This window comes from Trichocoleus sp. FACHB-90 (genome assembly GCF_014695505.1).
Classification (GTDB): domain Bacteria; phylum Cyanobacteriota; class Cyanobacteriia; order Cyanobacteriales; family FACHB-T130; genus Funiculus; species Funiculus sociatus.
Genome location: NZ_JACJOK010000078.1, coordinates 54,650 through 80,456, shown reverse-complemented (window position 1 = coordinate 80,456; position 25,807 = coordinate 54,650). Strand labels below are relative to the sequence as shown.

The 25,807-nt window shown below is 46.0% G+C and carries 21 protein-coding genes and 2 pseudogenes; 9 read left to right on the top strand and 14 right to left on the bottom strand.

The window, feature by feature from the left end; translation table 11 throughout:
* Positions 1-66: 66 nt before the first annotated feature.
* The 3 genes and pseudogenes from H6F74_RS22890 to H6F74_RS22880 form a co-directional block, all read right to left on the bottom strand.
* Positions 67-403, bottom strand: a pseudogene (locus H6F74_RS22890) (glycosyltransferase); the annotation flags it as partial.
* A 115-nt stretch (positions 404-518) separates the two neighbouring features.
* The gene (locus tag H6F74_RS31160; protein ID WP_190444452.1) at positions 519-1,730 is read right to left on the bottom strand and encodes a glycosyltransferase; all 1,212 of its coding nucleotides are present in this window, start codon (positions 1,728-1,730) and stop codon (positions 519-521) included.
* Between the two features lie 242 nt (positions 1,731-1,972).
* Positions 1,973-2,179 (bottom strand): hypothetical protein, encoded by a 207-nt coding sequence (locus tag H6F74_RS22880; protein ID WP_190444451.1) that lies wholly within the window; start codon positions 2,177-2,179, stop codon positions 1,973-1,975.
* Between the two features lie 168 nt (positions 2,180-2,347).
* On the opposite strand from H6F74_RS22880, the gene gloB reads away from it, so the two are divergent.
* The 3 genes from gloB to H6F74_RS22865 all read left to right on the top strand — a co-directional run bounded on the left by gloB (position 2,348) and on the right by H6F74_RS22865 (position 6,481).
* Positions 2,348-3,121: a hydroxyacylglutathione hydrolase gene (gene gloB, locus H6F74_RS22875; RefSeq protein ID WP_190444450.1), complete on the top strand. Its 774-nt coding sequence runs from the start codon at positions 2,348-2,350 to the stop codon at positions 3,119-3,121.
* A gap of 93 nt (positions 3,122-3,214) precedes the next feature.
* Positions 3,215-3,673, top strand: coding sequence for a 50S ribosomal protein L9 (rplI, locus tag H6F74_RS22870; protein WP_190444449.1), 459 nt, complete (start codon positions 3,215-3,217; stop codon positions 3,671-3,673).
* Between the two features lie 168 nt (positions 3,674-3,841).
* Positions 3,842-6,481 carry a replicative DNA helicase gene (locus H6F74_RS22865; RefSeq protein ID WP_190444448.1) on the top strand — a complete coding sequence of 880 codons (2,640 nt, stop codon included), beginning with the start codon at positions 3,842-3,844 and terminating at the stop codon, positions 6,479-6,481.
* A gap of 67 nt (positions 6,482-6,548) precedes the next feature.
* Here H6F74_RS22865 and H6F74_RS22860 read toward each other — a convergent pair whose 3' ends face one another.
* A complete protein-coding gene (locus H6F74_RS22860) occupies positions 6,549-7,094 on the bottom strand; it encodes an FKBP-type peptidyl-prolyl cis-trans isomerase (RefSeq protein WP_190444447.1) in 546 nt (181 codons plus the stop codon).
* Positions 7,095-7,268: 174 nt separating this feature from the next.
* Entirely contained in the window at positions 7,269-7,592 is a 324-nt protein-coding gene (locus H6F74_RS22855; RefSeq protein WP_190419814.1) for a phasin family protein, read from the bottom strand.
* A gap of 204 nt (positions 7,593-7,796) precedes the next feature.
* Between H6F74_RS22855 and H6F74_RS22850 the strand changes: the two genes are divergently transcribed.
* Both H6F74_RS22850 and H6F74_RS22845 read left to right on the top strand, forming a co-directional pair.
* Positions 7,797-8,105 carry a TIGR03792 family protein gene (locus tag H6F74_RS22850; RefSeq protein WP_190444446.1) on the top strand — a complete coding sequence of 103 codons (309 nt, stop codon included), beginning with the start codon at positions 7,797-7,799 and terminating at the stop codon, positions 8,103-8,105.
* A gap of 150 nt (positions 8,106-8,255) precedes the next feature.
* Entirely contained in the window at positions 8,256-8,630 is a 375-nt protein-coding gene (locus H6F74_RS22845) for a zinc ribbon domain-containing protein (RefSeq protein ID WP_190444445.1), read from the top strand.
* Here H6F74_RS22845 and nblS read toward each other — a convergent pair.
* The 9 genes and pseudogenes from nblS to H6F74_RS22800 form a co-directional block, all read right to left on the bottom strand.
* On the bottom strand, positions 8,627-10,618 hold the full coding sequence (nblS, locus tag H6F74_RS22840; protein WP_190444444.1) for a two-component system sensor histidine kinase NblS: 1,992 nt from the start codon (positions 10,616-10,618) through the stop codon (positions 8,627-8,629). The two genes, H6F74_RS22845 and nblS, sit on opposite strands and share 4 nt — an antisense overlap.
* Before the next feature lie 199 nt (positions 10,619-10,817).
* Entirely contained in the window at positions 10,818-12,098 is a 1,281-nt protein-coding gene (gene purD / locus H6F74_RS22835) for a phosphoribosylamine--glycine ligase (RefSeq protein ID WP_190444443.1), read from the bottom strand.
* Between the two features lie 407 nt (positions 12,099-12,505).
* Entirely contained in the window at positions 12,506-16,468 is a 3,963-nt protein-coding gene (locus H6F74_RS22830) for a DUF2157 domain-containing protein (RefSeq protein WP_190444442.1), read from the bottom strand.
* Between the two features lie 274 nt (positions 16,469-16,742).
* Entirely contained in the window at positions 16,743-17,147 is a 405-nt protein-coding gene (locus H6F74_RS22825) for a hypothetical protein (protein ID WP_199301537.1), read from the bottom strand.
* A 324-nt stretch (positions 17,148-17,471) separates the two neighbouring features.
* Positions 17,472-18,923, bottom strand: a complete 1,452-nt coding sequence (locus H6F74_RS22820) for a deoxyribodipyrimidine photo-lyase (RefSeq protein ID WP_190444441.1) — start codon at positions 18,921-18,923, stop codon at positions 17,472-17,474.
* A gap of 240 nt (positions 18,924-19,163) precedes the next feature.
* Positions 19,164-19,781: pseudogene (locus H6F74_RS22815) on the bottom strand (hypothetical protein).
* Between the two features lie 89 nt (positions 19,782-19,870).
* Positions 19,871-20,419, bottom strand: a complete 549-nt coding sequence (locus H6F74_RS22810; protein WP_190444440.1) for an NUDIX hydrolase — start codon at positions 20,417-20,419, stop codon at positions 19,871-19,873.
* A gap of 6 nt (positions 20,420-20,425) precedes the next feature.
* Positions 20,426-20,917, bottom strand: a complete 492-nt coding sequence (gene folK / locus H6F74_RS22805; RefSeq protein ID WP_190444439.1) for a 2-amino-4-hydroxy-6-hydroxymethyldihydropteridine diphosphokinase — start codon at positions 20,915-20,917, stop codon at positions 20,426-20,428.
* Between the two features lie 97 nt (positions 20,918-21,014).
* The gene (locus H6F74_RS22800; RefSeq protein WP_190444438.1) at positions 21,015-21,461 is read right to left on the bottom strand and encodes a CAAD domain-containing protein; all 447 of its coding nucleotides are present in this window, start codon (positions 21,459-21,461) and stop codon (positions 21,015-21,017) included.
* Positions 21,462-21,730: 269 nt separating this feature from the next.
* On the opposite strand from H6F74_RS22800, the gene H6F74_RS22795 reads away from it, so the two are divergent.
* The 4 genes from H6F74_RS22795 to fusA all read left to right on the top strand — a co-directional run bounded on the left by H6F74_RS22795 (position 21,731) and on the right by fusA (position 25,715).
* The gene (locus H6F74_RS22795; protein ID WP_190444437.1) at positions 21,731-22,081 is read left to right on the top strand and encodes an iron-sulfur cluster assembly accessory protein; all 351 of its coding nucleotides are present in this window, start codon (positions 21,731-21,733) and stop codon (positions 22,079-22,081) included.
* 100 nt (positions 22,082-22,181) lie between these two features.
* Complete coding sequence (gene rpsL, locus H6F74_RS22790; RefSeq protein ID WP_190444436.1) at positions 22,182-22,571, top strand: 30S ribosomal protein S12; 390 nt, start codon at positions 22,182-22,184, stop codon at positions 22,569-22,571.
* Positions 22,572-23,063: 492 nt separating this feature from the next.
* The gene (gene rpsG, locus H6F74_RS22785) at positions 23,064-23,534 is read left to right on the top strand and encodes a 30S ribosomal protein S7 (RefSeq protein WP_190419786.1); all 471 of its coding nucleotides are present in this window, start codon (positions 23,064-23,066) and stop codon (positions 23,532-23,534) included.
* 105 nt (positions 23,535-23,639) lie between these two features.
* Positions 23,640-25,715, top strand: coding sequence for an elongation factor G (fusA, locus tag H6F74_RS22780; RefSeq protein ID WP_190444435.1), 2,076 nt, complete (start codon positions 23,640-23,642; stop codon positions 25,713-25,715).
* The last annotated feature ends 92 nt before the right edge of the window (positions 25,716-25,807 follow it).

The window sequence follows — 25,807 nt, the reverse complement described above, 5'->3', positions numbered from 1 at the left end:
CCCAAGTTTGTAAATTATTGTTAAGTATATTCAGATGTTCTTTTTACACTCAACAAGCTTTAGTGACTATAAATTGGCAATTACCTGTGAGAGTATACTTGCCATTGCACCAATACTGTAAGATTCTACACATCTTTACTCTTGCCCGTTTTCCTTGCTCCTGAGCTTCTTCTAAATAGTGGAACATCCATTGGATCTTTTCGACGATTTGGTTCGGGCAACTCGGCTCGACAAGATAACCAGTTCCACCTAAAATTTCTGGAATATCTCCAACTCGTGTAGCTAAAACAGGTTTAGCCATTACCATACCATCTGTCAATTTCAGGGGAAACTGGGTGCGAGTTGCAGGAGTGTCTCGTTGTGGAACAACTACGATGTGAGCTGCGGTTACTATCTCAGGAATGACCGTCGCTATGACTAAAACAGGATACTGTAGCGCAAATTTTAGAAGTAAATTATTAGAATTTGAAAACATACTTGCTTTTCTGCTACGAAGTGAGCCTCACTTGATTAATAATTTAAACTTTTCCAGCTAGTTGCAAGTTTTTAATCACATCAGATAGTATAGCTGCCATTGTATCAGTGCTATAGTAATTTATACATCTTTCCCTCGCTTTCATGCCCTGCTGATTTGCTTCATCTAAATGCTCGAATATCCATTGGATTTTTTCAGCAATTTCTTCCGGAGATTCTGGAGTAACTAGATAACCTGTGCCGCCTAAAATCTCTGGAATATCGCCAACGTAAGTAGACAGAATTGGCTTTGCCATTGCCATCCCATCTGTTAGTTTGAGCGGGAACTGAGCCTGCGCGGCAGGGGTATCTCGTTGGGGAACAACCACAATATGGGCGGCGGCTACCACAGCAGGCATTTCTAAAACTGGGTATTTTGGTAGTTTGATAATCCAACGCCCCCACTGTTGCATCAATTGATTATCGTAGGCATCGTATGGACTTCCCCCAACAATTACAAGTCTAAGGTCTGGCTGATTCAACACATCTAGTGCCGCTAAGACATCTTCAAGACCTTTGTACGGTCGTGGCGCTCCAGGAAACATTAAAATACGGTAGCCTGCGAGGCCATAACGGATTCTACTTGCCTCGGAATCGAATTGGCTGGGATCGAAAAGAGTAGTATCTTTACCATTCGGTAAATACACACCTCCAAAGCGTTCTTTCAAGAATTGAGTGTGTAATGTAATGGTATCTGCATAAAATACCAAGCTTTCTAACCACTTTAAATAAAGAGGGTGATCGGGATATCTTAATGCCCCATCACGCTTCAAAGTATCTCTATAAAATTGCTTTAAACCGGGACGATATTTCCATTGTTCGCCGCCATGCCAACTGAGTTCCCAGTCATCTATATCTAAAATAACAGGACGACGAGCTGTTAGCTTTTTGATGATAGATAATCCAAAGCTTGTAGGTTTCAGCTTTACGGCGTATATAATATCTCCATCAATTTGTTTGATAAGTTTTTGAGCAGCTTTTATAAAGCCTGAGTGATAGGCGCATGGAATGGCAACAATTGGAATCTTTGATTGAGAAACTTCTGGTGATTCATCACCGAAAACAAAGCCAAAAATTTTCACTTCATGGTTCAGTTTCTTTAAGGCTTCATACAGCAAAAATGTGCGGACTGCCCCCCCCCACCTTCCTGCCCCACTAGCGGATAGGTCGCTAACAACTAATGAAATCTTTAATTTTTTGTCTTGCTGTAAATCCACAAATTTTAAGTTATTTTAGATAGTTGAACATAGTAATAGTACAGTTTAGTTAAAACTAACTAAGTTAATGCTTTCTAGAGACCGACTTCATTCTTTATTAGTATAATCAGTGAATTTAGAACATCAACATAAAAGTAGGATTGGGTGTACGGCAGAAAGAGCCAAGCGTAAAGAAATCAAGCCAGCAGGGGTTAGTTGTCTTTTCCTCATCCCCTGCTGCTAAGAAAGGGATTGAAGAAGGTCTAGCCCACAAACTTTAGATGACCTGTCTGAATTTCGTCAAATATACGATTAATTTGGCGACGTTCTCCGTCGGTAACATTGTAATCAGAGAGGATAGCAGTTGTCAGCTGAAGATGCTCGTTGAGGCTGAGTTGACCAGATGAAAGGATGCGATCTACCATGTGCTGAATTTGCTCTTTTGGCTGACGATCTCGTGTCCATGCCATAGGTGGGTGGTCACTCCTGGTTTAAGGCAATTTAGCGCTTTATTGTCTATTTAAGACTATCTGCCTCATATTGGTTGGCATTTAGCTAAAGTTACTGCAAGAATAATGTAAAGAAATAATAAATTTTATGCCAGGATGGGATAATTGCTCATAAAGAGGGAGTGTTGAATGCAGGTTCAACGAATTCCGGCACTTTCGGACAACTACATTTTTTTGCTGCACGATCCGATTCAGAAAATAGCAGCGGTGGTAGACCCAGCCCAAGCGCAGCCTGTGCTGCGGCACCTCGAAGAAATTGACACTGAGTTGGTAGCGATTTTTAATACTCACCATCATAGCGATCATGTGGGCGGAAACCAGCAGCTTTTGCAGCATTTTTCTGGTGTCTGCGTGTATGGAGGTGCTGAGGACAAAGGTAGAATTCCGGGGCAACAGGTGTTTTTACAGGAAGGCTCGCGGGTAGAATTTGCTGGTAGAGTCGGCGAAGTTTTCTTTGTTCCGGGCCATACCCGCGCCCACATCGCCTACTACTTTCCCCCAGCAACAACCGAAGAGCCGGGAGAATTATTCTGTGGCGACACTCTTTTTGCTGGAGGCTGCGGCAGACTGTTTGAAGGCACGCCAACGCAGATGGTGTCTAGCTTGGGCAAATTGCGGGCTTTACCTGATAACACGCGAGTTTGGTGCGCCCATGAATACACCCTGAAAAATCTTGAATTTGCCTTAACTGTAGATGGCGATAACCCAGAGTTACAAGCCCGGTGGACTCAAGTAAAAGCTGCCCGTAGCCGTTCTGAGGCGACAGTGCCATCCCAACTTGGCATAGAAAAGCGCACTAATCCATTTTTGCGCTGGGACGCTCCTGTGCTGCAATCAGCAGTGAAAAGTCTAGACCCTGTGCAGACTTTTGCCAGGCTGCGGGGGATGAAGGATCGGTTTTAGATTAAAAGATTGCGATCGCTCACTATCTTTTTGTAAGATGGAGTGTTCTAGCTTATCATTACTCCTTCTGTTGTCTGTAGCAGAAAAAAGACTATGGCGAAACGTGTGCAATTAGTTTTGAATCAAGATGTCAGCAAACTGGGAAAATCTGGCGATTTAGTAGAAGTCGCTCCCGGTTATGCTCGCAATTACCTAATTCCCCAAAAAATGGGAGTTCCTGCCACTCCCGGCTTGCTCAAGCAAGTCGAACGGCGTAGAGAAAAAGAGCGGCAGCGCCTTTTGGAAGAGAAGCAGGTAGCTACAGAGCTGAGGACTGCTATAGAGGCTGTGGGCAGCTTCACCATTGCTAAGCAGGTAGGTGAAGAAAATGCCATCTTTGGTACTGTCACCGCTCCAGAAGTGGCAACAGCCATCCAACAAGCCACTGGTAAGGAAGTCGATCGGCGGAATATCAGCCTCCCTGATATCGGAGAGACTGGCACCTACAAGGCAGAAATAAGGTTACACCCGGAAATCACAGCGGTTGTACAAATTCAGGTTGTGCCTAGCTAAGCGTAGTGCAGAGGCGTTGAAGACGTTGCATACAATGTCTCTACAGTTTCCGCGTGGGTAGAAGCAGTTTTTTCAGGCAAAAAAAAGGGGGTTGGGTGTCGGATCGCAGCGACTACTCAACCCCCATTATCATAGTCGTGGCGGCTCCTTGTTAAAACGACCTCTGTTATGGCTCACGAACTGAATTTTCATTCTTCAAGCGATCGCCTTCCACCCCAAAACCTCGACGCTGAAGAAAGCATCTTGGGAGGCATTTTGCTAGACCCAGAAGCCATCGGTCGAGTAACTGACTTGCTTGTGCCAGAGGCGTTTTCTCTCATTGCTCACAAAGAGATTTACCGATCCGCCCTTACCCTCCACAGCCAAGGTAAACCCACCGACTTAATGAGCGTTACCAGTTGGCTGTATGACAGAGGCTTGCTGGAGAAGGTTGGCGGACAAACAAAGTTAGCCCAACTGGTGGATCGCACGGTTTCAGCCGTCAACATCGACCAGTACGCGGCGCTGGTGATAGATAAGTACCTGCGCCGTAAGTTAATCCAAGCAGGGGGCGAGATTGCTCAGTTGGGTTACGAGACGGCTACGGAGTTGGAAATTATCCTCGACCAGGCGGAACAGAAAGTTTTCAGCCTCACCCAAGATCGTCCTCAGCAGGGTCTGGTTCCTATTTCCGACACGCTGATAAATACATTTCAGGATATTGAAACTCGCCATCAGGATCTAGCGCTACCTGGTCTTACCTGTGGCTATTATGACCTCGACGCGATGACTGGCGGCTTTCAGCGTTCCGACCTGATTATCGTGGCGGGTAGACCGTCAATGGGAAAAACAGCTATCTGCTTAAATATTGCTCGCAATATCGCTGAGTTTCATAAGTTGCCAGTAGCTGTTTTTAGCCTGGAAATGTCAAAAGAACAGCTGGTGCAGCGGATGCTTGCTAGTGAAGCTGAGATTGAAAGTAACCATTTGCGGGCTGGGCGAGTTGCACAAAATCAGTGGGAACGTTTGAGTCGCGCCCTTGGCACTCTTTCGGAGATGCCAATTTTTATTGATGATACGCCGAATATGACTGTGATGCAGATGCGATCGCAAGCTCGTCGTCTTCAAGCCGAACAGCGTGGCGAGTTGGGCTTAATTCTGCTGGATTACTTGCAATTGATGGAAGGCGGCGGCGACAATCGGGTGCAAGAGCTGTCAAAAATTACCCGAAGTCTCAAAGGTTTAGCTCGCGAACTCAGCGTCCCAATTATCGCTTTATCCCAGCTGAGTCGAGGTGTGGAAGCTCGTAATAATAAACGCCCAATGATGTCTGATTTACGCGAATCAGGCTGCTTAACGGGCGATAGCTTGGTGTCGTTAGCAGATAGCGGTGTACAAGTGCCAATTCGCGAACTTGTTGGCAATTCCGGTTTTGCAGTTTGGGCGCTCAACGAATCTACGATGAAGCTAGAGCGGGCAATTGTCAGTAATGCCTTTTCCACAGGTTTCAAGCCTGTCTTGCGGCTAACAACTCGTCTAGGACGTACAATTAGAGCCACAGGCAATCACAAGTTTCTCACTATTAACGGCTGGAAGCGTCTGGATGAGTTAGAGCCAGGTTCGCGCCTTGCTCTGCCTCGATCCTTACCTAATTCCTCTGTTCAATCGATGAGCGATGCTGAGTTGGCATTGCTCGGTCACTTGATAGGAGACGGATGTACTTTACCCCGACACGTCATACAGTACACAACGAGAGAGGAGGATTTAGCCCATACTGTTGCGTCTCTTGCAGTTGAGGTTTTTGGAGGTAAGATTAATCCCCAAATTTCCAAAGAGCGTAATTGGTATCAAGTCTATCTTTCTGCCAGCTATCGGCTAACTCATAACGTCAGGAATCCTGTAGCTAAATGGCTAGACTCTATGGGTATTTTTGGCTTGAGATCGTATGAAAAATTTGTCCCTAGCCAAGTTTTTGAACAGCCACAAGAAGCTATAGCCCTTTTTCTACGACATCTTTGGAGTACAGATGGTTCTATTAAATTAGTGAAAGGGAAACGCGCACGTCCCATTGCCTACTACGCCAGCAGCAGTGAAAGGCTTTCGCGCGATGTTCAGTCACTCTTACTGAGACTTGGTATTAATGCCCGACTGTCTGTTATTCCGCAACCCGGCAAAGGTAGAGATCAACATCACGTCACGGTTACAGGCAAACCAGATATAGAAAAGTTTATTACACTGCTTGGTGCAGTAGGAAATTATAAAAAGCAAGCTCTGGCTGAGATTGCAGAATACATTGAAGTACGTCCTGCTAACACTAATAGAGATGTAATACCTCGCGATATCTGGAGACTGTATGCTGTTCCATCCATGCAGCAGTATGGTTTAACTACACGTCAGATGCAGGAGCAGCTTAGCAATCTATATTGTGGTACAAGCCTTTACAAACAGAATTTAAGCCGTGAACGAGCAGCAAGGTTAGCTACTGTTGTCAAATCTGATGCACTTGCCCTCTTATCAACCAGTGATGTTTATTGGGATGAAATTGTCTCAATAGAAGCTGATGGTGAAGCTGAAGTTTACGATTTAACAGTCCCAGGTTTGCACAATTTTGTAGCTAACAATATAATCGTCCACAACTCGATCGAACAGGACGCGGATTTAATTATGATGTTATATCGCGAAGAGTATTACCAACCCGATACACCAGATCGAGGTATTGCTGAGGTAATTATTTCTAAACATCGAAATGGCCCGACGGGAACCATAAAGTTATTATTTGATCCGCAATTTACCCGCTTCCGAAATCTTGCCTCTTCTAATCGGGGATGATTCAATAAATTGGTATATACAAAGCAAAAACCCGGTTTCAAAGTAAACCGGGTTTCGTCAGATTTATTTAGCTAATTTTCAGCAGTTCTACATCGAAAATCAGCGTAGCATTGGGAGGAATCACGCCACCTGCACCGCGAGATCCATAACCCAATTCTGGGGGAATAATTAACTGGCGACGACTACCGACTTTCATGGTACTGAGTCCTTCATCCCAGCCTTTGATTACCTGTCCGACGCCGAGTTTGAACGAGAAGGGTTGATTGCGATCGCGCGAACTATCAAACTTCGTACCATCCTCTAAAGTGCCAGTATAATGCACTACAACTGTCTGACCAGTTTTTGGAGTCGCACCGTCGCCTTCTTTTAACTCAATATACTTGAGACCAGAGGGCGTTGTCGTAACCTTCTCGTCACTTTCTGGGTTGGTATTCATCGTAATAAACCTTGTACTGTCAACATCTGGGTTATTGCTTGGGGTTTGTGTAACTGTAGGTGAGGAGTAATTTAGCTCCGAAGCGATCGCCTCTTGTGGAGAGTTGCTAACTTGAGCCAATATTATCACCAACACGCAGGCAAACATGACCCCGACGCTGATTAAAATCTCTCTCAAAATTTTTCCTCCATACCTTTAAGACTTCAAAATTTTAGATTTTGCAAAGGTCGAACTTCCTTTGCCGCCGATGCCATTGTATAGGCACGAAGCACTATGGATTTTAGATTCAATCCAAAATCCAAAATCCAAAATCGATTGTCCCGTTGGATTCTCAAATCCTATCAGCTTTTATCACCGCCACAGCTTATTTTCCATGTCACGCACCTGACGTTCCAACCTGTCGATGCGTCCCCGCAATTCATCCATTTCCGACTGGCGGGGAACTCCCAGATCCTGCAACATATTACGCATCTGCCGTTGCATCTGTACTTCCAAGTTACCCTGATCTGACTTGATTTGCTGCATCAAATCATCCACAAGCCCTTTGGCTTGTTCAGGGTTGATCTTGCCTTCCTTAACCCATTCATCGCTAACTTCCCGAATTTTCTCTGCTGCCATAGATGTCGTACCCACACCGAGCATCAGTAGCTGCTTAAGCCAGTTGTTATTATCCATAGTGCCTTCTTGTCACCTGTCGCTCTCAAAAAGTGGCTGAACCTAGACGATAAAGCAATGTTGTTTCGTCTTTCCGCCTACAGTTCTATTCTGTGACATTCTCTCGACAACTGCTGCCTACCTGACGCGCTTTGATGATGGCAAAATTACATAAGGCAGATTCAAAGCTATTTATACTCGCCAAGAAGCGATCGCAAGACCCAAATGGTTATCGAGTGGCTGAAGATAGAAGTCCCCCCCGAAATCCGGGAAAAATTCATTCAGAAGGATGCCGAAATCTGGACGGCGTTTCTCGCCACCTGTCCGGGGTTTCTCGGTAAAGAAGTTTGGCTCAATCCTAACGATCCAACAGGGCTTACTCTGGTGATTCGCTGGGAGACACGCGAAAATTGGAAATCCATTAGCTCAGAACGCTTGCAACAGGTTGAGGAGCAGTTTGATCAAGCGATGGGAGATAACTATCCAATTATTGATTCAGCGGAGTATCAAGTCCGAAAGTTTCCCCAAGTTTAAACTGGGATTTAGGGCAATACTTTTCGGTTGATGGTGTCCAGCCTTTGGAGATCACCCCAATGGCTCTTTTCAAGGGAGCCTAGGGGTATCTAGCCCTAGCCCAGAAGTATTTGGTCTTTTTCTAGATTAAAAATAACTTTGTTGCGATAAATGCCGACTTGTCCCAAGTGCCATCAACTAATTAAAGCCGAAGCAACTACCTGTCCCTATTGTCGCTGTGAGCTGAAAGCCTACGGTCATCCTGGCATACCCTTACACCGAGCGACTGGGGAAGAGTATCTGTGCGACACCTGCACTTACCACGAAGACGATACTTGTACCTTTGCCAAGCGCCCTTATGCAAAAGAGTGTACGCTTTATAGCGATCGCTCTCAACAACTTGACAAAACGACCACGAAGCGCTATGGACTCGGCTGGCGGCACTCGCTTCAGCTTTGGTGCCAACGCAACCAGGGTTTGCTTATGTTCTCAGGTCTGATCGTCGTGAGTTTATTGGTAGCCTTCTATGCCACCAGGGGACGCTAGACAACTTCAGCAGTCACGGTGGTTTCTATCTCCTGTGTTCCTTCCATTAGTTGCAAGCCCTCAACTGTTGTCGCTTCTTTAAAAACAGCTAAATCAAACCAAAAAGTTGTACCTACGCCAACTTCACTCACCAAGTGTACAGTGGTGTGATGTTTTTCAATGATATTTCTGACAATAGAAAGTCCCAGACCAGTGCCTTCGAGGGTATGAACCCGATTTTCCACCCGGAAAAACCGATCGAAGATTGCCTGTTGGTCTTCTTGATCGATACCAATTCCCGTATCAGAGACTTCAATTCGTACTAATTGGGGGCGATTTTGAGAATGTGAGGAAGCGATCGCGCTTTTCGTGACTCTTGGCTCCAGCAGGTAAGCGCGAATTGCCACCCGTCCCCCTGGCTGAGTAAACTTCAGCCCATTGCCGACCAAATTGGCAAATATTTGCAGCAACAAATCGTAATTGCCCAACACAGCCGGCAAATCTTTTTGAATCTCTTGCAGCAGTTCAATTTCTTTATCGCGCGCATTCAACTGGTAAGTACGCAGCGTTTGCTCCACAGCTTGGGCAATGTCTACCGCATCAAAGTGATAGCGCCTGTGGGATTCCAGCCGCGATAAATCCAGCACATCATTTACCAGACGAGTCAAGCGGTCTGTTTCCCGATTGGCAGTATCCAAGAACTCCCGCCGCTCCTCGTGACTTAAATCTTCACCGTATTCGTGGAGGGTTTCAATAAAAGATTTGATGTTGAAAAGAGGCGTTCTCAATTCGTGAGAGACATTACTAATAAACTGGCTTTTTGCCTCGTTCAGTTCTACCTCGCGAGTAATATCTTGCACCGTCATCGCAATTCCCTTGATGCTCTCCCGATACTGGTCGAGAACCGTTGTCAGGAGAATCCGAACCGTGCGGTCTGCGGGTTGGCACAGCGTCACTCGGAACTCGGCGCTATCGCATTCGCCAGCCGCGATTTGATACAGTGGTCGCGTCAGCTCCACTTGTACGGGTGCTGGGAGATAATGCAGAACGTTACTTCCCACTACATTAACGCCATCCCAACCAAAAATGCGTCGCGCTGTCGAGTTGACTAATATCGCGTGAAAATTGGTGTCTAGCAGCACCGCTCCATCGGCGATAGTAGAAACCAGCGTCTCTAACTTGGCTTTTTCAGCCGTTAGCTCCTCAATATTTTGCTCTTCATAACGCTCTAGCCGCTCTGCCATCTCGTTGAAACTGTAAATCAGTTCTTTGAGTTCGCCTCCCTGCGGCAAGTCGATTCGCTGCTTGAAGTTACCGGCGGCAATATTTTTTACCCCGACAAGAAGTTCTCTAATTGGCTGAGTAATTGTCAGAGCGTTAATAACAGCGCCTAAAATCACCATCACCCAGATGGAAATGAAAACCGCAATCGTCACATCCCTGGTCAGATGGGAAGAGGCAACTACTGTAGGATTGGCGTTAATGCCAATTGCCAAAACGCCCAAGTGTTTGCCGTCGTGCATCAGGGGAACGAAAACATCTGTCACTTCCCCATCAGGAGTTATGTGCTGCCGCACCATTGGCAACTCGGAATTATCGGCGTAATCCTCTGGGAGTTGAATCCGCCGCTGAATGGTGAGGGAATTTTGTACCTCAGATTCAGAGAAAGGAATGCCGAAGTAGATTTTGCCATCTGCGTCAGCGTAGATCATATAACGGACGCTGGAGGTGCTGCTATAGAAGCGGTGGGAAAAGCGAGCCACCTCAGTCAGATTGTTTTCCGCAATCTGAGGCGTGACATTAGCCGCCAGCAACAGACCCAAATCGCGCCCGAAGCGAGTGTCATTCAGTCGGGCATCCTGCTGAATCGTATTCACTGCCCAAAAGGTCAGACCACTCATCACCAAGGAGACCACTAAGGTAGCAGCCGCCATCAGACGGGTCTGGAGGGTAAACTCCGACCACCAATGAGCTAGGATTTCTCGAATGGTTTTCAGTAGAGCCAGCAAGGTAGGGCTAGGGGCTAGATGAATTTAAAATCGAAAATTAAAAATTCTAGAAAAATTTTTAATTTTGCCTTTTTATTTTTTTCGTTTTACTCTACCTATCCGAGCCTTATTGACTTGAGACAAGGAGAAACAGAGGCGGAATTTCCCGTCTGTGTGGTAGTTACAAACAATTCTACACGCTTCCCCTAGCTTCTAGGTTTTATTCCCTGGTCGAGCTGGCTGTAGTGACGCGATAGCCTATATCCCGGCGATAGTACATCCCCTCAAACTGAATGCAATTGATAGCGGCGTAGGCTAAAGCGATCGCATTATCAAAATTCTCCCCAACTGCCGTCACGCCCAATACCCTACCGCCATCTGTCACCACCTGTTGCTGTCGCCTACTTGTACCAGCATGAAATACAGTAGCTCCCATTGCCTCAGCTTGCTCAATGCCAGTAATTTCCTGACCTTTTTTATAGGTTTCGGGATAACCACCCGCCGCCACCACGACGCAGGCGGCGACTCCCGATTTCCAGGCAATGGGCGGCTGCTGAGCCAATTTCCGTTGGCTACAGGCAAGCAGCAAGTCTTCCAAGGGTGTTTCTAACAAAGGCAGGATCGCCTGAGTTTCGGGATCGCCAAAGCGACAGTTGAATTCCAGAACTTTCGGATCGCCTTCCGGGGTAATCATCAACCCAGCATAGAGAACGCCCCGGTAATCAATGCCCCTTTTTTTCAACGCTGCGATCGTTGGCTCCAGAATTTCCTGCTGCACTCGTTTGGATAGCTCTGGTGTCATAATCGGAGCTGGACAATAAGCTCCCATACCGCCTGTATTTGCCCCTGTATCGCCCTCCCCAATCCGTTTATGATCCTGCGCTGGGAGCAGGGGACGAATCGTCAAGCCATCCGTGAGAGCTAAAACGGAGACTTCCTGCCCCGTCAAACACTCTTCAATCACAACGGTCTTCACCTTACTCTGGAATAAATCCTGAATTGCCGCCACTGCCTCCTCAACGGTTGCCGCAACTGTAACACCCTTGCCAGCAGCTAACCCATCTGCCTTAACGACAATCGGCGCACCCTGTTGTGTCACATAAGCTTTTGCCGCCTCTAACTCAGTAAAAACAGCCGATCTCGCCGTCGGGATACCAGCTTCCTCCATCAAAGCCTTTGCCCAAGACTTACTCGCTTCAATTTGCGCTCCCTCTTTGGTAGGGCCAAACACCTTGACGTGTTGGCTTTGGAGGTAATTTGTAATTCCTAAAGCCAGCGGCACTTCTGGCCCCACAACCACCAGAGAGATGTTGTGAACCTGGGCAAATCGTCCTATTCCCTCAAAATCATCAACACTCAAGGCGAGATTCTGGCAACGCTCCAGAGCCGCTGTAGCTCCGTTACCGGGAATACACACCACCTGCCGAATACTTTGGGATTGCAGCAGTTTCCATGCGAGGGCGTGTTCTCTAGCCCCATTGCCCACCACCAAAACCTTCACTATAGCCTCTCGCTCCTGAAGATTGAACTTTTTTCACCATTGCTGGTATTGCAGGCTTTACGCTCGCCCTTCAAGGGGCAGCGCCTCAATCCAGCCGCTTGTTCTCAGTGACGATTTAACTCCTGAAACGGATAAATCTAAAGTTGAAATCGTATAAGTCAAGCAAATGCACTCCATTATGCCATGCAATTATCGAAAAACTGGATTCAATACCACTGACTCACGGATAAGAGGAAATTAATTTCACACCGAGAAGCTAAAGTAAGCTAAAGCTTATTGGCTAACTAAGTAAGTTTGGGATGTTTAGCTTTGAGTGAAACGTATTGAGGCTTAGGAGGATCGTTTGTGTTGGACGCAACGTTAAGCGAACCGTATTGGAACCATCAACTATCAGCAATGAGTTGCAACTATTGCCATTGTTCTAGTTCTGCCAGCCAGTTTCGCAGCAGAGAACTCAGCTGAACGCGACGAGTTTCAAAGTTAGCAGCAATTGAGATAAAAGCGATGCCAACTAGCAAGCCTATAACCCATTTGAAAAAAGGATAGTCGAAGATAAAAATTACCAACTGGTAAAAAACGGTCAGTAAAAAAGTTGCTGTACCAACGTAAAGAAAAGCCCGCACTCTCAAAGCTAATCCCGCAAAGATGGCGATTATACTCAAAATTCCTGGCTGTATCCCTGTTTTTTGATGCAGCAAAAATGCCGCTACACAAATTACGCCAGTACCGAGTAAGCGGAGGTTGTGGCGAGTTTGGCTTTGAGTTGGCAACTTCAGGTTGGGATCGATTTGGGCAATATAAAGCAGGGATAATCCGATTGGTGTGATGTACCAGAGGGCATCGGTGAGTCGTAAGTCGAAAAACCACCGGAAAATAGCCCAATCAACTAATGCCGCAGTCAGATAAGTAAACCGGATTTGCTTTGTTAGCTTTGCGAGTAAGACATAAAACGCGGCTACGATTAGTAAGCCAATTGGGGGAATCTCTAATCTGCTTTCCCAGAGCATAATTAGCGGTAGGATGTATGCAGCTTGCTGCCAGGGTCGTTTGGGCCATCCCCACCTTTCCCAAGGTAAAGCGTAGAGAAAATAAGCCCAAATGCAGGAAATTGGGGCTTTCCAGGGAACTAATGGCCCTGCCCATAGCTGTCCGATGGCTGTATACATCCAAAAAATTCGGATGCCAGCGATTTGTAATAAACCCAAATAAACCCAGGTTTCTGCTGTGGTAATCCGCCCAGCAACGGTTGGTAAGGGGGGATCTAGGGGCGATCGCTTACCCTGATAAATGGCATACCTGATCAAAAATAAGCCAATGCCCAATCCTAGAAGGCGGTTAATTTCAATAGGAGTAGCAATGGCTGATAATAATAAGGCACTACTCCAAGCCCAGTGCAGATGTGATACAACTTTCAGTTCTTGGGCGGTAAGGCGTAAGTAATTTATCAGCCACGGGGAGAGGACGCGATAAGCATACATGATGCTGGTGCCGAGGGCTGACAGGGCAATCAAGCCATCACCTAAGCCTCCTCCCGATGCTTGTAGGAGTTGGTAGAAGAGGAGTTCGTAGGCAGAAATTGATACTCCAAGTAATCCTAAGTAGACTAGGGGTTTCAATTCTTGCTTCCGTCGCCCTACGCCAATGACAATTAAGGCGATCGCTAGTGTAGATAACCCTGTCCAACTGGTAAAGGTATCCCAGCGTAACACGGCACCCAGTACGCCGTACAATAGCGGCAAAATGTGCCAGCTACTGGGGATTTCCAGTCGCGATCGCCGTCGCCAAATTTCTCCTAAAAGCTGCGTCATTAAACCTAAAGCAACGTTGGCGATCGCTAAATTAATCACCGAACGCCCGACAAAGCCCAACGCCTCGGCAGTTAACAATTCCAGACACCACCCCAGTCCGTAAAATGCCCAGTTGTTGGGTTGTAAGTAACTGCGATAAGCGATCGCGCCCATTGTCAAAATAACGGCAACTAGAACACTCACAGATGGGGAAACCAGCGCCCAGTAAACATACAGTGAGTGAACTGTCAGCGAAACCATTTCTAGGCTACACAGCGCGATCGCCCAACTATCCGCAGATTTTGCGTAAAGGGCGGCTAAAGTCCCGTGACGGCGCTTCAACCAGCTGCTAGAGAGCCATAAACTAACGGATGCGATCGCTCCTACAATTAGCCAACCGGGTGCTGAGAGTCGCGCTACTCCTGGTACGCCTTCCCACAGCAGCATTGTGGCGAAACTTAAGCCAAATCCGATTGTAATTATTGCTGCTGCTTGGTGCCGCAAATAGCGCGTATTTACTAACATCAAGCCAGTTGCCACGCCTAAGCTGATTAATCTGGCTCCTGGTAAAGTGAAGGTTAGGACTTGTGCCATTCCCAAAGCTGTCACACTCAGCCAACTAGCTAATTGTCGTTGTAGTTGAGTAGTCTGTTTGGCAACTCCAGTTAAGGCTAAGGGTGTAACTAACCAGATAAGGTTCCATTGCTGGCGGCTAATGATGTCGCTATCCCAAGATAAAGAAGTAATTGGCAACAGTAATTGATAACTTATTGCCGCAAGTCCTAACCCAAGGTGCCATGCGCTGCGCTGCCACAATGTTGAGTGTGAAGCTAAAATGCTAAACGTCCATTCTGCTACCATCACAGCTAACAAAATGCTTGCCCATATTTCTTGACTTAAAGAGGGAAAAAATCGGTCAATGAAAGAGCAAAATGTCAGCAAGCCGATAATATGTGTTAGATAAACTAAACTAACTTTGATCGGACGGCGTTGGGTTACAGCTAAGAGAGTTAGGGTGGATAAAAGTAGATTTAGCGATCGCAATGTTGGATTTGCCAAACTCAGCAGAGTCAGTAAAGCCCCAAAACTGAGTGCTAACTGTTCCCCAAAAAGGGCTAAATCAGGTTTGTTAATTCGATATAAGCGATCGCTCACTGCTACCATCAAAATCAAGTAGGGAAACCAAGCCAGACTCAGCAACGCTGACGGAGAGTCTTGAGAACCAGTGAGTTGAGTAGCAGTTGCGATCGCCCACGCTTGTACCGAAGTGGGTATTAATAGCCAAAGCAAGCAAATTGTCTGTAACCCAATTGCAAAAATTGCTGCCAAATCCTGACGCTTTTCAAAACGTTGCAAACGGCTGATAAAGAACCATAAACCTAAGCCGCTAACAGCAGTAGCTTGCCAAGGAAACTCAGGTCTTACCGAAACTAACCAGCCTAGCAATATTAAAAATCCGCCGATATTTTCTAAGGGAAATTGGTAATCTGTAATTGGTAATTGGGTATTTTGTTGTTTCCTGTTTTCTATTGCTGGCTGCGGCATTTGTTGCGATAACCATGCTACCAACCAACCACAAATTCCAAGGGCTAAACCTAATTGTGTAATTGGGAGATTGACAACGAAAATTGCCCGAAACAGCAGCACCAATAAGGCATAAATTACTAATCCTGCTGGTAAATTGATACCGAATCCGGCTTTATTATTTTCTTCTATAGCCCGCGCAGATGGGCTTTGTTCGTCTAGACCTAGGCTTCCAGGTTGCGGGAATTTTCGGTAACGAATTTGATAAACGGTAGCGATGGTTGTTAACACCATTCCTGCATAAACGGCAATTAGGGGAAATTCTGATAATTTCCAACCCCAGTGCAGGTAACTCAGTCCCAGAATATTTAAAAAGGGTAAATTTTGTAATCGTCCTAAACCAGAAGTTGGGGGGATATTTTTTAATAGCCGGAAGGTGATAGATGTGAGGATAATGGTTGCGATCGCTACCACAATCCAATCCACGGGATTTCGCCACAACCCGAAGCTATCCATCGCCCAAAAGTTGACAGGAACCAGCAACAACGTGACAATTTGCAACGTCTGCGCTGTTAATTGCAAATTAGGCTGCTTACGCGCCCAAAAACTAACTCCCCAGAAAATTGAGGTATAACCCAATAAAACCGCATACTGTCCCGCAGCGGGAAATCTCTGCCATTGACTGGCCGCTAGTACCCCGGAGGATACTACCACCATAAACACACCTAAAAACAGCAGCCAGCGGACGCTTAATTCTGCCACTAGCGACTGAAACATTCCCTCTAAAAAGTTGGGGGGTTTGTTCTGAGTTGTTTGTAGAACTAAATCCGACGATTCTTGGGGAAATCGAGGGTTAGAGAATACTGTTTCTTCAGGTGTGGCTGCGGTTGTTTCCAGTTCTGGTAAGGGACAGGAAAGATATTTTGTAGACAAGCGCTTGACTTGAACCTGAGAAATCAAGCCTAAACGCAACCATACATCCAGCCCTTCTAATAATTCGGGCTGGGAAGTTTTGACCGTTAATTCAATGGTAATGGGGCGGTCAAGTGGAGAAGGCATCAGTAGACCCCATAGAATACGTTTATGTTTTCTCAATCCTGCTTTTGATTGAGATGGTTTGCCTAGTGCTGATGTGCCACTTTATAATCTGATAACCTAGGGTAGTTCCATCCCATGTCACTAAATGTTTACTAAATATATGTTTAGCCCCCCAATTTATCCTTGGGGTTGGGGGGATTAGATATGTAGGTTAGATGAGAAGAAGAATGAACCCCAAAGACGCAAAGAACAAGGAAGGAAAGATAAGAAGAAGAATTTTGCTCAAGCTTTAGCGCTAATTCAGTTCAACTTCGTTGGTGTTGGAGTTGTACAGTTTACTGGGATACTGGTTTTCAAAATATGCGATCGCTGCTTCCCCAAAACCCCAAATTGCTCCGGCTCCGAGTGCAGGCTTTATTAGTTTGGAAATGAAGGGTATATTAGAAGACACTTCGATTGCTATTTTATACAGCGCATCAGCCCCTCCTCCCACCATAACTGCACCAGCTAAGGCAGATGCTCCGCCTGCGGCGACAACATCAACGTCATAAATTCTGGCAATTCGATTTACAACAGCTATCTCGGCAAAAGTCATACCAGCGGTGAACAGAAAGGGTATATCTATTACACCTGCTGCTGCACCTGCACCCATAATCAAGATTAATTCTTCTCTGGCTTGATCGCGGCACAATTTGGACACGTTAGCTTTCTCCAGACAAAACTCATTGCTTGTTTCTGTCCAATTAAAGCCGACAAAATCACAAAGCCGCAAGTTTTTCAGACTTAGTAGGTTGGAATTTTGGAACCGGGAGCATCCCGTATTTGCAAATCGCCCACAGGCTTCCAGTCTATGGCTACACAAACAAACCCTACCGACCCAGCCCTAATTCAGTCCGCGCAGGCGGACTTGGTTTGTATTGAGTCCGCGCAGGCGGACTTGGTTTGTGTAGCCGCGATTTCCTTTTCTCCTGGTATTTTTGCTTCGTTGTTTAACCTAACCTACTGTATGAATGCAACGCCAGTATTACGTAGTTAATGTCTTGTCAAACTGCTCTTTCTGCTGTTGATAGCGTTCCTTGTACTGGCGTTGGCGCTTGTTGTGATCCACAATTGGCGCAGGATAACCAACAGCTTCACTCTCCAAAGCTGGGATCTTTCCAGTAACCAGATATTCTGTATCTACAGAGCGCAATTCAGGCACCCATTCCCGGATATAATCACCGTCTGGATCGAATTTCTGAGCTTGAGTAGCTGGGTTAAAAATCCTTACTGGCTTCGGGTCCATGCCACTCGAAGCACTCCACTGCCAACCACCATTATTGGCCGAAAGATCCCAATCATAAAGCTTCTGCATAAAGTATTTTTCACCTTTACGCGGATCGATGAGCAAGTCTTTGGTGAGAAAATTGGCGACAATCATCCGACAACGGTTGTGCATCCAGCCAATTTCATTCATTTGCCGCATCGCTGCATCTACAATTGGGTAGCCAGTTCTCCCCTCACACCACGCTTGGAAATCTTCCTCGTTGTTTTCATAAGGGAAATTTTGTAAAAGTTCGCGGAAAGCACCTTCTGCTAATTCTGGGAACCAATACATCGCGTGTTGATAAAATTCCCGCCACGCCAGTTCCTGTTGCCATCCCCGGATGCTAGATTGTTCTTCATCGCTGCGGCTGTTCTCTAAGGCAGTTTCGGTAGTTTTCCAAACTGTGCGAATACCAATAACGCCAAATTTTAAGGCTGCACTGAGTTGAGATGTTCCATGTACTGCGGGAAAATTGCGCTGTTCTTTGTATTCGTCCAGGTGAGAGTCACAAAATTCTTCCAGCTTTTCTTGGGCCGCAGCTTCCCCTGGTTGTGTCACCAATTCATTATCCCAGACAAATCCCAAATCCTTCGCTGTAGGCAATTCCACCACCCCAGCTTGATGCGCCGCTTCTTGTTCGGCTGGGGTTAATTTTTGAGCATCTTTGAGTTCTTCTACTGGTTCGGTTTTGGGTTTACTGCTCCAGTTTCTCCAGAAAGGAGTGTAAACTGTGTAGGGTTTATTTGAACCTGTGAAAATATCTTCTGGTGAGTGTAATAACTGATCCCAATTATTCTGTACTTCGATACCCTTTGCTTTGAGAGTTTCAGTGACAATGCGATCGCGTTCTTTCGAGTACGGTTCCACATCCCAATTCCAGAATACCGCCTTAGCATTCAAAGCCGCAGCCAAAGCAGGTATCGCTTGAGTCGGATTATCGTGCAGAATCAACAATTGGCTACCAGCCTGCTGATAACGCTCTTTAAGTGACTGCAAACTGCCAATCATGTACACCATTCTTGCAGGTGCCACATCATCCCTTTCCAAAATATTCGGATCTAGGCAAAATACACCTACAACCTTCTGACTCCGCTGACGTGCCGCAGCCAGTCCAATATTATCCGAAATGCGTAAATCGCGACGATGCCAAAACAAAATCAGGTCAGACATTTATTAAATCTTTTATTCCAGAGGCTTATTCTTTCAGCTTAAAAGCTGGCAACGTGCGTGTTATCACTCTTGCGAATTATTCCTTAGGCAACCCACAGAATCAATTTTCTCCTCTGGGTACTGTTGCTATCTAAAGCCTTAAAAACAATTCACCAAGCCTATGCTGCTTTAAATATTCAACCCCCACATTGTCAGCATTCCCGATTGCTAATTCCAGCAATATACCCTGCTAACTATTTATTATAAATTTTGCTTATTATTAGACTCAATCCCACTTTTTAAAATTCCTAATATCTTGCCTACATTATTCAAGAAATATTCATTTAAGTCAAATTCAATTGTTTTGTCAACCAGCTTCATAAATTTCCAATTACTGCCAGTAGTAACAACCCCATAAATTGCCTTTACTTAATTTCCTTTCCGCTGATTAAACAACTGAGCAGCTACCATTTCAGCCATACATTGTCCCAAACCAGATTCAATATTATCGTTTTTAGCTTCTACCAGAGTAATTACTGGAGCTTCTATCAATAGCTGTTCCGGCGATTTGCTAATCAGAAAGTCGCAAAAACCAATCAGTCCCTTTTCTAAATCAACATTAAACTTTTTCCCCGAAAATAAACTTATCTGCTCTGATAACTGTTTTCTAAGTTCAATCAAGATTGGAGTAACAATCATTTCAGAACGAGCTTTTTCTGAAGTAATTGCTAAGGCTAATGGAATATTATATTGTAGAGTTTCTGCCAGCAATGTACTGTAATTTACATCTGGAATATTGTTATAAATTCCAAACTTTTCGCTGATGGTAATCCCAAAAATATTTTTAATACCTTCTATGCTGAATTGACTGTATGCCATCCTATTAGTTTTTGGTTCTATAATCTGCTACTTTTGATAACTATTTTATTATATTTTCTGGGGCAAGCAAGATGCTCACCCCGGTTTATTTACTTCAAAAACGGACGAGCTAAAAAGAAACTAGAAATCGATTTGGCATCTACAGGTTCGCCTGCCAAAATCACTTTTTCTAACTCTTCAGGAGTCATCAAAACTGTTTCAATATCTTCATCGACATCTTGCTGGGGAGGCTTTTCTAAACGTTCTAAATCTTGAGCTAAAAAAGCATAAATAAACTCATCAGAATAACCAGGCGCTAAGGAAAACTTACCCAAGTTTTGCCATTTGTGAGCGCGATACCCGGTTTCTTCTTCTATCTCCCGCTTAATCGTCTCCGCCGGATCTTCATTCGGCTCTATTGTTCCCGCCGGAAACTCCAAAAGCCGCCCCTGAACTGCAAAGCGATATTGCCGCAATAGTATCAGTTTACCTTCTGGCGTGACTGGCACGGCAAGCGCCCCGCCCGGATGACGAACGCATTCCCACTCACCTTCAGCACCATTGGGGAGGCGCAGACGGATAACTTCATAGTTAAATTTACGCCCTTTATAGAATAGGCGTTGTTGTAAAACTGTTGGCGGTTCTTGACCCAGCGACATAGTAAATTACAATCGGCGGACTCCTGAACAGTCTACAGCCTGAACCAGTTGCGCGATCGCTTTCCCCGAAACTGGCTCTATCCAATCTGGCGCAATTTCCGCCAAAGGAACAAGCACAAAAGCCCTTTCCCCCATTCGAGGGTGAGGTATCTCAAGTGTCGGCGTATCCAAAATTACATCATCAAATAGCAGTATATCTAAGTCAAGGGTTCTTGCCCCCCAGCGTTTTTTTCGGATGCGACCAAATTGCGCTTCAATTCTCAGCAGTTTCTCTAACAATTCCTGGGGTGTCAGCTTGACATCCAACAATGCACAACCATTCAAGTAATCTGGTTGCGGTGGCCCGATAGGTGCAGTTTGATACCAACTAGACCGTGCTATTACGGTTATTCCGGGAGTTGCATCCAGAATTTCCAAAGCTGCTGTGAGGATAGCGCGGCTGTCACCGAGATTGCTACCAAGAGCGATCGCGCTTTTGGTACACTTTTCTAATCCCATTTTCCTAATATGCTACACGCAAATCCCCCCAATTTATCGGGGGGTTTGGGGATCTCAAATGTTGCATCAAAAACGCGAATCCGTGGCAAAGAGGCTGTTAGCTGTCTAAATTTCCTCCGCCTAAATATTGATCTTTAAAGGTGTTAATTTCCTCAGATAGTTCTTGGCGGCTGGAAGCCCGGAGTAAATAGCGGTTAATGAACCAAACTGTGTATCCTAGACCAATCAGATTCAAAGTCGAATCTAGCAAAGGCAAGTCATCAATTGCATCCAGCAAAGCCAGCGTCAGCTTTAAGGTAATCAAAGATGCAAAAATTAGACCAACTGTAATTAGCGGTCGGCTGTATGACTTGAAAAAGTTGCCAATATAATTTGGCATCTTATCTAGAAAATCAGCAATTTTTTCCCCGACCTGCTGCCATTGAGAATTAAAGTTTTCTGTGGATAGTCTTTTTTCTCCCAAGGTTTCTGAGTTTACCTCTACCTCAAGCTTGATGTTTTCAGCTTCTGCCGTATCGTCGGAGCGAGAAAGTTCAGGATTCATATCAATTTTTGGGAATGACAACAACTTGATGCGTTAATTACGGCGGCGATTGTTCTAGTTCTGGCTTGTCTTATGAAGATAGCGAGGTTAATGCTGCGCTTGGAAGTCATTATCTACTAAAATGATGAAAATCAAGCATTTTAAAGCAAAATTCACTGAACAACCTTGCTCTGTCGCCGCTCTTCAATACTCTCATCCATAAAAATAGCCGAGTATTGCCATAACCGCCTCTAGCATTGGTTGTAGCCCCTGTAAAAGTAACTTAGTTTATGATTCATCTGAGTAAGGCAGCAGCTAGCGAAATTAAGCGTCTGCAATCTAAGCGTCACAACTCCAAGAATCTCCAATTCCGTTTGGGAGTTCAAAGTGGTGGTTGTTCCGGAATGTCCTACACTCTAGGATTTGAAGACGTTGTGACCTCAGGCGATCGCGTATATGATTGCGATGGGATTCAAGTGGTGGTGGACGAGCAAAGCCTAAATTACATCAACGATCTCACCCTGGATTACTCAGAGGATCTTATGGGTGGGGGGTTTCGCTTCCACAACCCAAAAGCCAAAGAAAGCTGTGGCTGCGGTAACTCCTTCTCAATTAATGAGCCGGTCACAACCGACATATAAAGCACCAAACTCCACAAATTGACACAAAGCCATTAATGGTGCTAAACTCAGAATTTGTCTGCATTCGGTTCAACTAAAGGCTCTGTAAATCCCGTAACTCATGCCCACAATCCAGCAGCTCATCCGTAATGAGCGCCTAAGTACAAACAAGAAAACTAAGTCGCCAGCTCTCAAGAGCTGTCCGCAGCGTCGGGGTGTCTGCACCAGAGTATACACAACGACACCAAAGAAACCTAACTCAGCTCTCCGGAAAGTAGCAAGAGTTCGTCTGACTTCAGGCTTTGAAGTAACGGCGTATATCCCCGGAATCGGTCACAACTTGCAAGAACACTCCGTGGTAATGATTCGGGGTGGAAGGGTTAAGGACTTGCCCGGAGTTCGTTACCACATTATTCGCGGAACACTAGACACGGCGGGAGTAAAAGATCGTCGTCAAGGTCGTTCTAAGTACGGCACTAAACGGCCTAAAGAAGCTAGCGCGAAGAAGTAAGCTTTGCCAAAAGCTGCCATTGTGGTGTTCGGAAAGCCAAAATGTTCGCAGTTGTGCGATCGCACTTTCCTTAGTCGCGGGAACATCCTCTCTCGTGCTAAAACTGGGATGAAACCCAGGCAATAATGGTAGAGTTGGATAAAGTATGTTTTAACTGGATTCTGTGCGATGAGAAGCATCAGAGATGTTATAGAAGCGTAGAGTCACACCTGATGCGGTAGAGATACCAATAAAAGCTAGGGGGTGTGAATCCAGTAAAATATATCTGAAATCCAGGAAAGACTGCTTCGTTGTTGGCAACGAGGCAAAAAGAAATTAACGCGCTGGGGACAGGACGTAACTGTTATGTATGGGCGAATTTCACAATCGAGTGAAATTCCCGCAGTACACTTTCCTGAACCCACAAAAAGGCTTGTTAAACAAAAAATCCCATCAAGAGGCGCGTCCATTGGGATTTAAGAAATTCTGCATTTTATTCATTGAAGGCTTACTATGTCTCGTCGTACCGTAGTTAAAAAGCGTCCTGTTCCCCCCGATCCAGTTTATAACAGCCGCCTGGTCAGCATGATGGTGCGGCGGATTATGAGAAGCGGCAAGAAATCCATAGCTTTAGGGATTATCTATGACGCACTGAAAACCATCGAGGAAAGAACAGGCAGCGATGCTTTGGAAACTTTTGAAAAAGCAGTTCGCAATGTCACCCCTCTGGTGGAAGTAAAAGCGCGTCGAGTGGGTGGTGCCACATACCAGGTGCCGATGGAAGTCCGTGCTGACCGAGGAACAGCCTTAGCGTTGCGCTGGCTGATTCAATTTTCCCGCTCTCGTCCAGGCCGCACAATGGCAGGCAAACTGGCAAATGAGTTAATGGATGCTGCTAACGAAACAGGGAACGCCATTCGTAAGCGCGAAGAAACGCACCGGATGGCAGAAGCGAATAAAGCTTTTGCACATTATCGGTACTAAAGACGGACTCGCATCCATCAAAGGTGAAAACCTTTAACAAAGTATACAATTATAAGCAGAGAGTAACGCCCGCATCCCATGCGGCACAGATAAAAGGAGGTAACTGTGGCACGTACCGTCCCGCTTGAAAGAACACGCAATATTGGAATTGCGGCCCACATAGACGCGGGCAAGACAACAACAACAGAACGGATTCTGTTCTATTCAGGTATCGTTCATAAAATTGGTGAAGTACACGAGGGAACGGCTACCACTGACTGGATGGAGCAGGAGCGGGAGCGGGGCATCACCATCACTGCTGCCGCTATCAGCACCAGTTGGCGGGATCACCAGATCAACATTATTGACACCCCAGGCCACGTAGACTTCACGATTGAAGTAGAACGTTCCATGCGGGTATTGGATGGCGTGATTGCCGTGTTCTGCTCGGTTGGCGGCGTGCAGCCTCAATCTGAAACTGTATGGCGACAGGCAGATAGATATAAAGTTCCTCGGATCGCCTTTGTAAACAAGATGGATCGGACTGGGGCGAACTTCTACAAAGTTTATAGCCAGATACGCGATCGCGTCCGGGCAAACGCCGTCCCAATTCAAATTCCCATCGGCGCTGAAAACGACTTTCGAGGAATTGTGGATTTGGTTCGGATGCGAGCCTACATCTACAAAGACGACCAGGGAAAAGATGTTGAGGACACTGAGATTCCCGCCGATCTTCAGGAAGTAGCCGAAGAGTACCGCACCAAGCTCATCGAATCCGTAGCAGAAACCGATGATGTCCTGACGGAGAAGTACCTCGAAGGTGAAGAACTAACCGAACAAGAAATTCGGACGGCGTTGCGTAAAGGCACCATTGCAGGCACAATTGTCCCGCTTTTGTGCGGAAGTGCCTTTAAAAACAAGGGCGTTCAGTTGCTATTAGATGCAGTGGTAGATTACCTACCCGCACCCATTGACGTTCCCCCAATTCAAGGGCTATTGCCAGACGGCACTGAGGTCGTTAGACGCGCCAGTGATGCAGAGCCAGCGGCAGCTTTGGCTTTCAAGATTATGGCAGATCCCTATGGACGCTTGACGTTCATTCGGGTATATTCCGGCGTAATCAAAAAGGGTAGTTACATCCTCAACTCCACTAAGGGGAAAAAGGAACGCATTTCTCGCTTGATCATTCTCAAAGCTGACGAACGGATCGAGGTAGATGAAATGCGGGCTGGAGACTTGGGCGCTGCATTGGGTCTCAAAGACACCTTTACAGGCGATACCATCTGCGACGAAAACTCACCAGTGATTCTGGAGTCCCTGTTTATCCCAGAGCCAGTGATATCTGTAGCAGTGGAACCCAAAACCAAGCAGGATATGGAAAAGCTATCCAAAGCTCTGCAATCCTTGTCTGAGGAAGATCCAACTTTCCGAGTCAACATTGACCCCGAAACCAACCAGACAGTAATTGCGGGGATGGGCGAACTGCACTTAGAAATTCTCGTAGATCGAATGCTGCGAGAGTTCAAGGTAGAAGCCAACGTCGGTGCGCCGCAAGTCGCTTACCGCGAAACCATCCGCAAGCCCGTCAAAGCTGAAGGTAAATTTATCCGTCAGAGTGGTGGTAAAGGTCAGTACGGTCACGTAGTGATTCAGGTGGAGCCTGGAGAGCCTGGGACTGGTTTCGAGTTTGTCTCCAAAATTGTTGGGGGTATAGTACCTAAAGAGTACATCGGCCCAGCAGAACAAGGGATGAAAGAAGCTTGCGAATCCGGCATTGTGGCTGGATATCCCGTGATTGACCTGCGGGCAACTATGGTAGATGGGTCTTACCACGATGTAGACTCCTCAGAAATGGCTTTCAAAATCGCTGGCTCAATGGCTATTAAAGAAGCCGTGATGAAGGCTTCACCAGTGCTATTGGAGCCTATGATGAAAGTTGAGGTAGAAGCTCCTGAAAACTTCCTTGGGGACGTGATGGGAAACCTCAACTCTCGTCGCGGTCAAATTGAAGGCATGAACTCGGAACAAGGTGTTACTAAGGTGACAGCCAAAGTTCCACTCGCTGAGATGTTTGGCTATGCGACGGATATCCGGTCGATGACTCAGGGTCGGGGTATCTTCTCAATGGAGTTTAGCCATTACGAAGAAGTTCCTCGCAACGTGGCTGAAACCATCATCGCCAAGAGCAAAGGGAACGCATAATTAGTCTGCGGTCAGTTGTTAGTTATAGGTAGCTTGCCAACTGGCAACTGACGTCAGGCATCTTGCCTGGGGCTACCAACTGACAAAGGAAA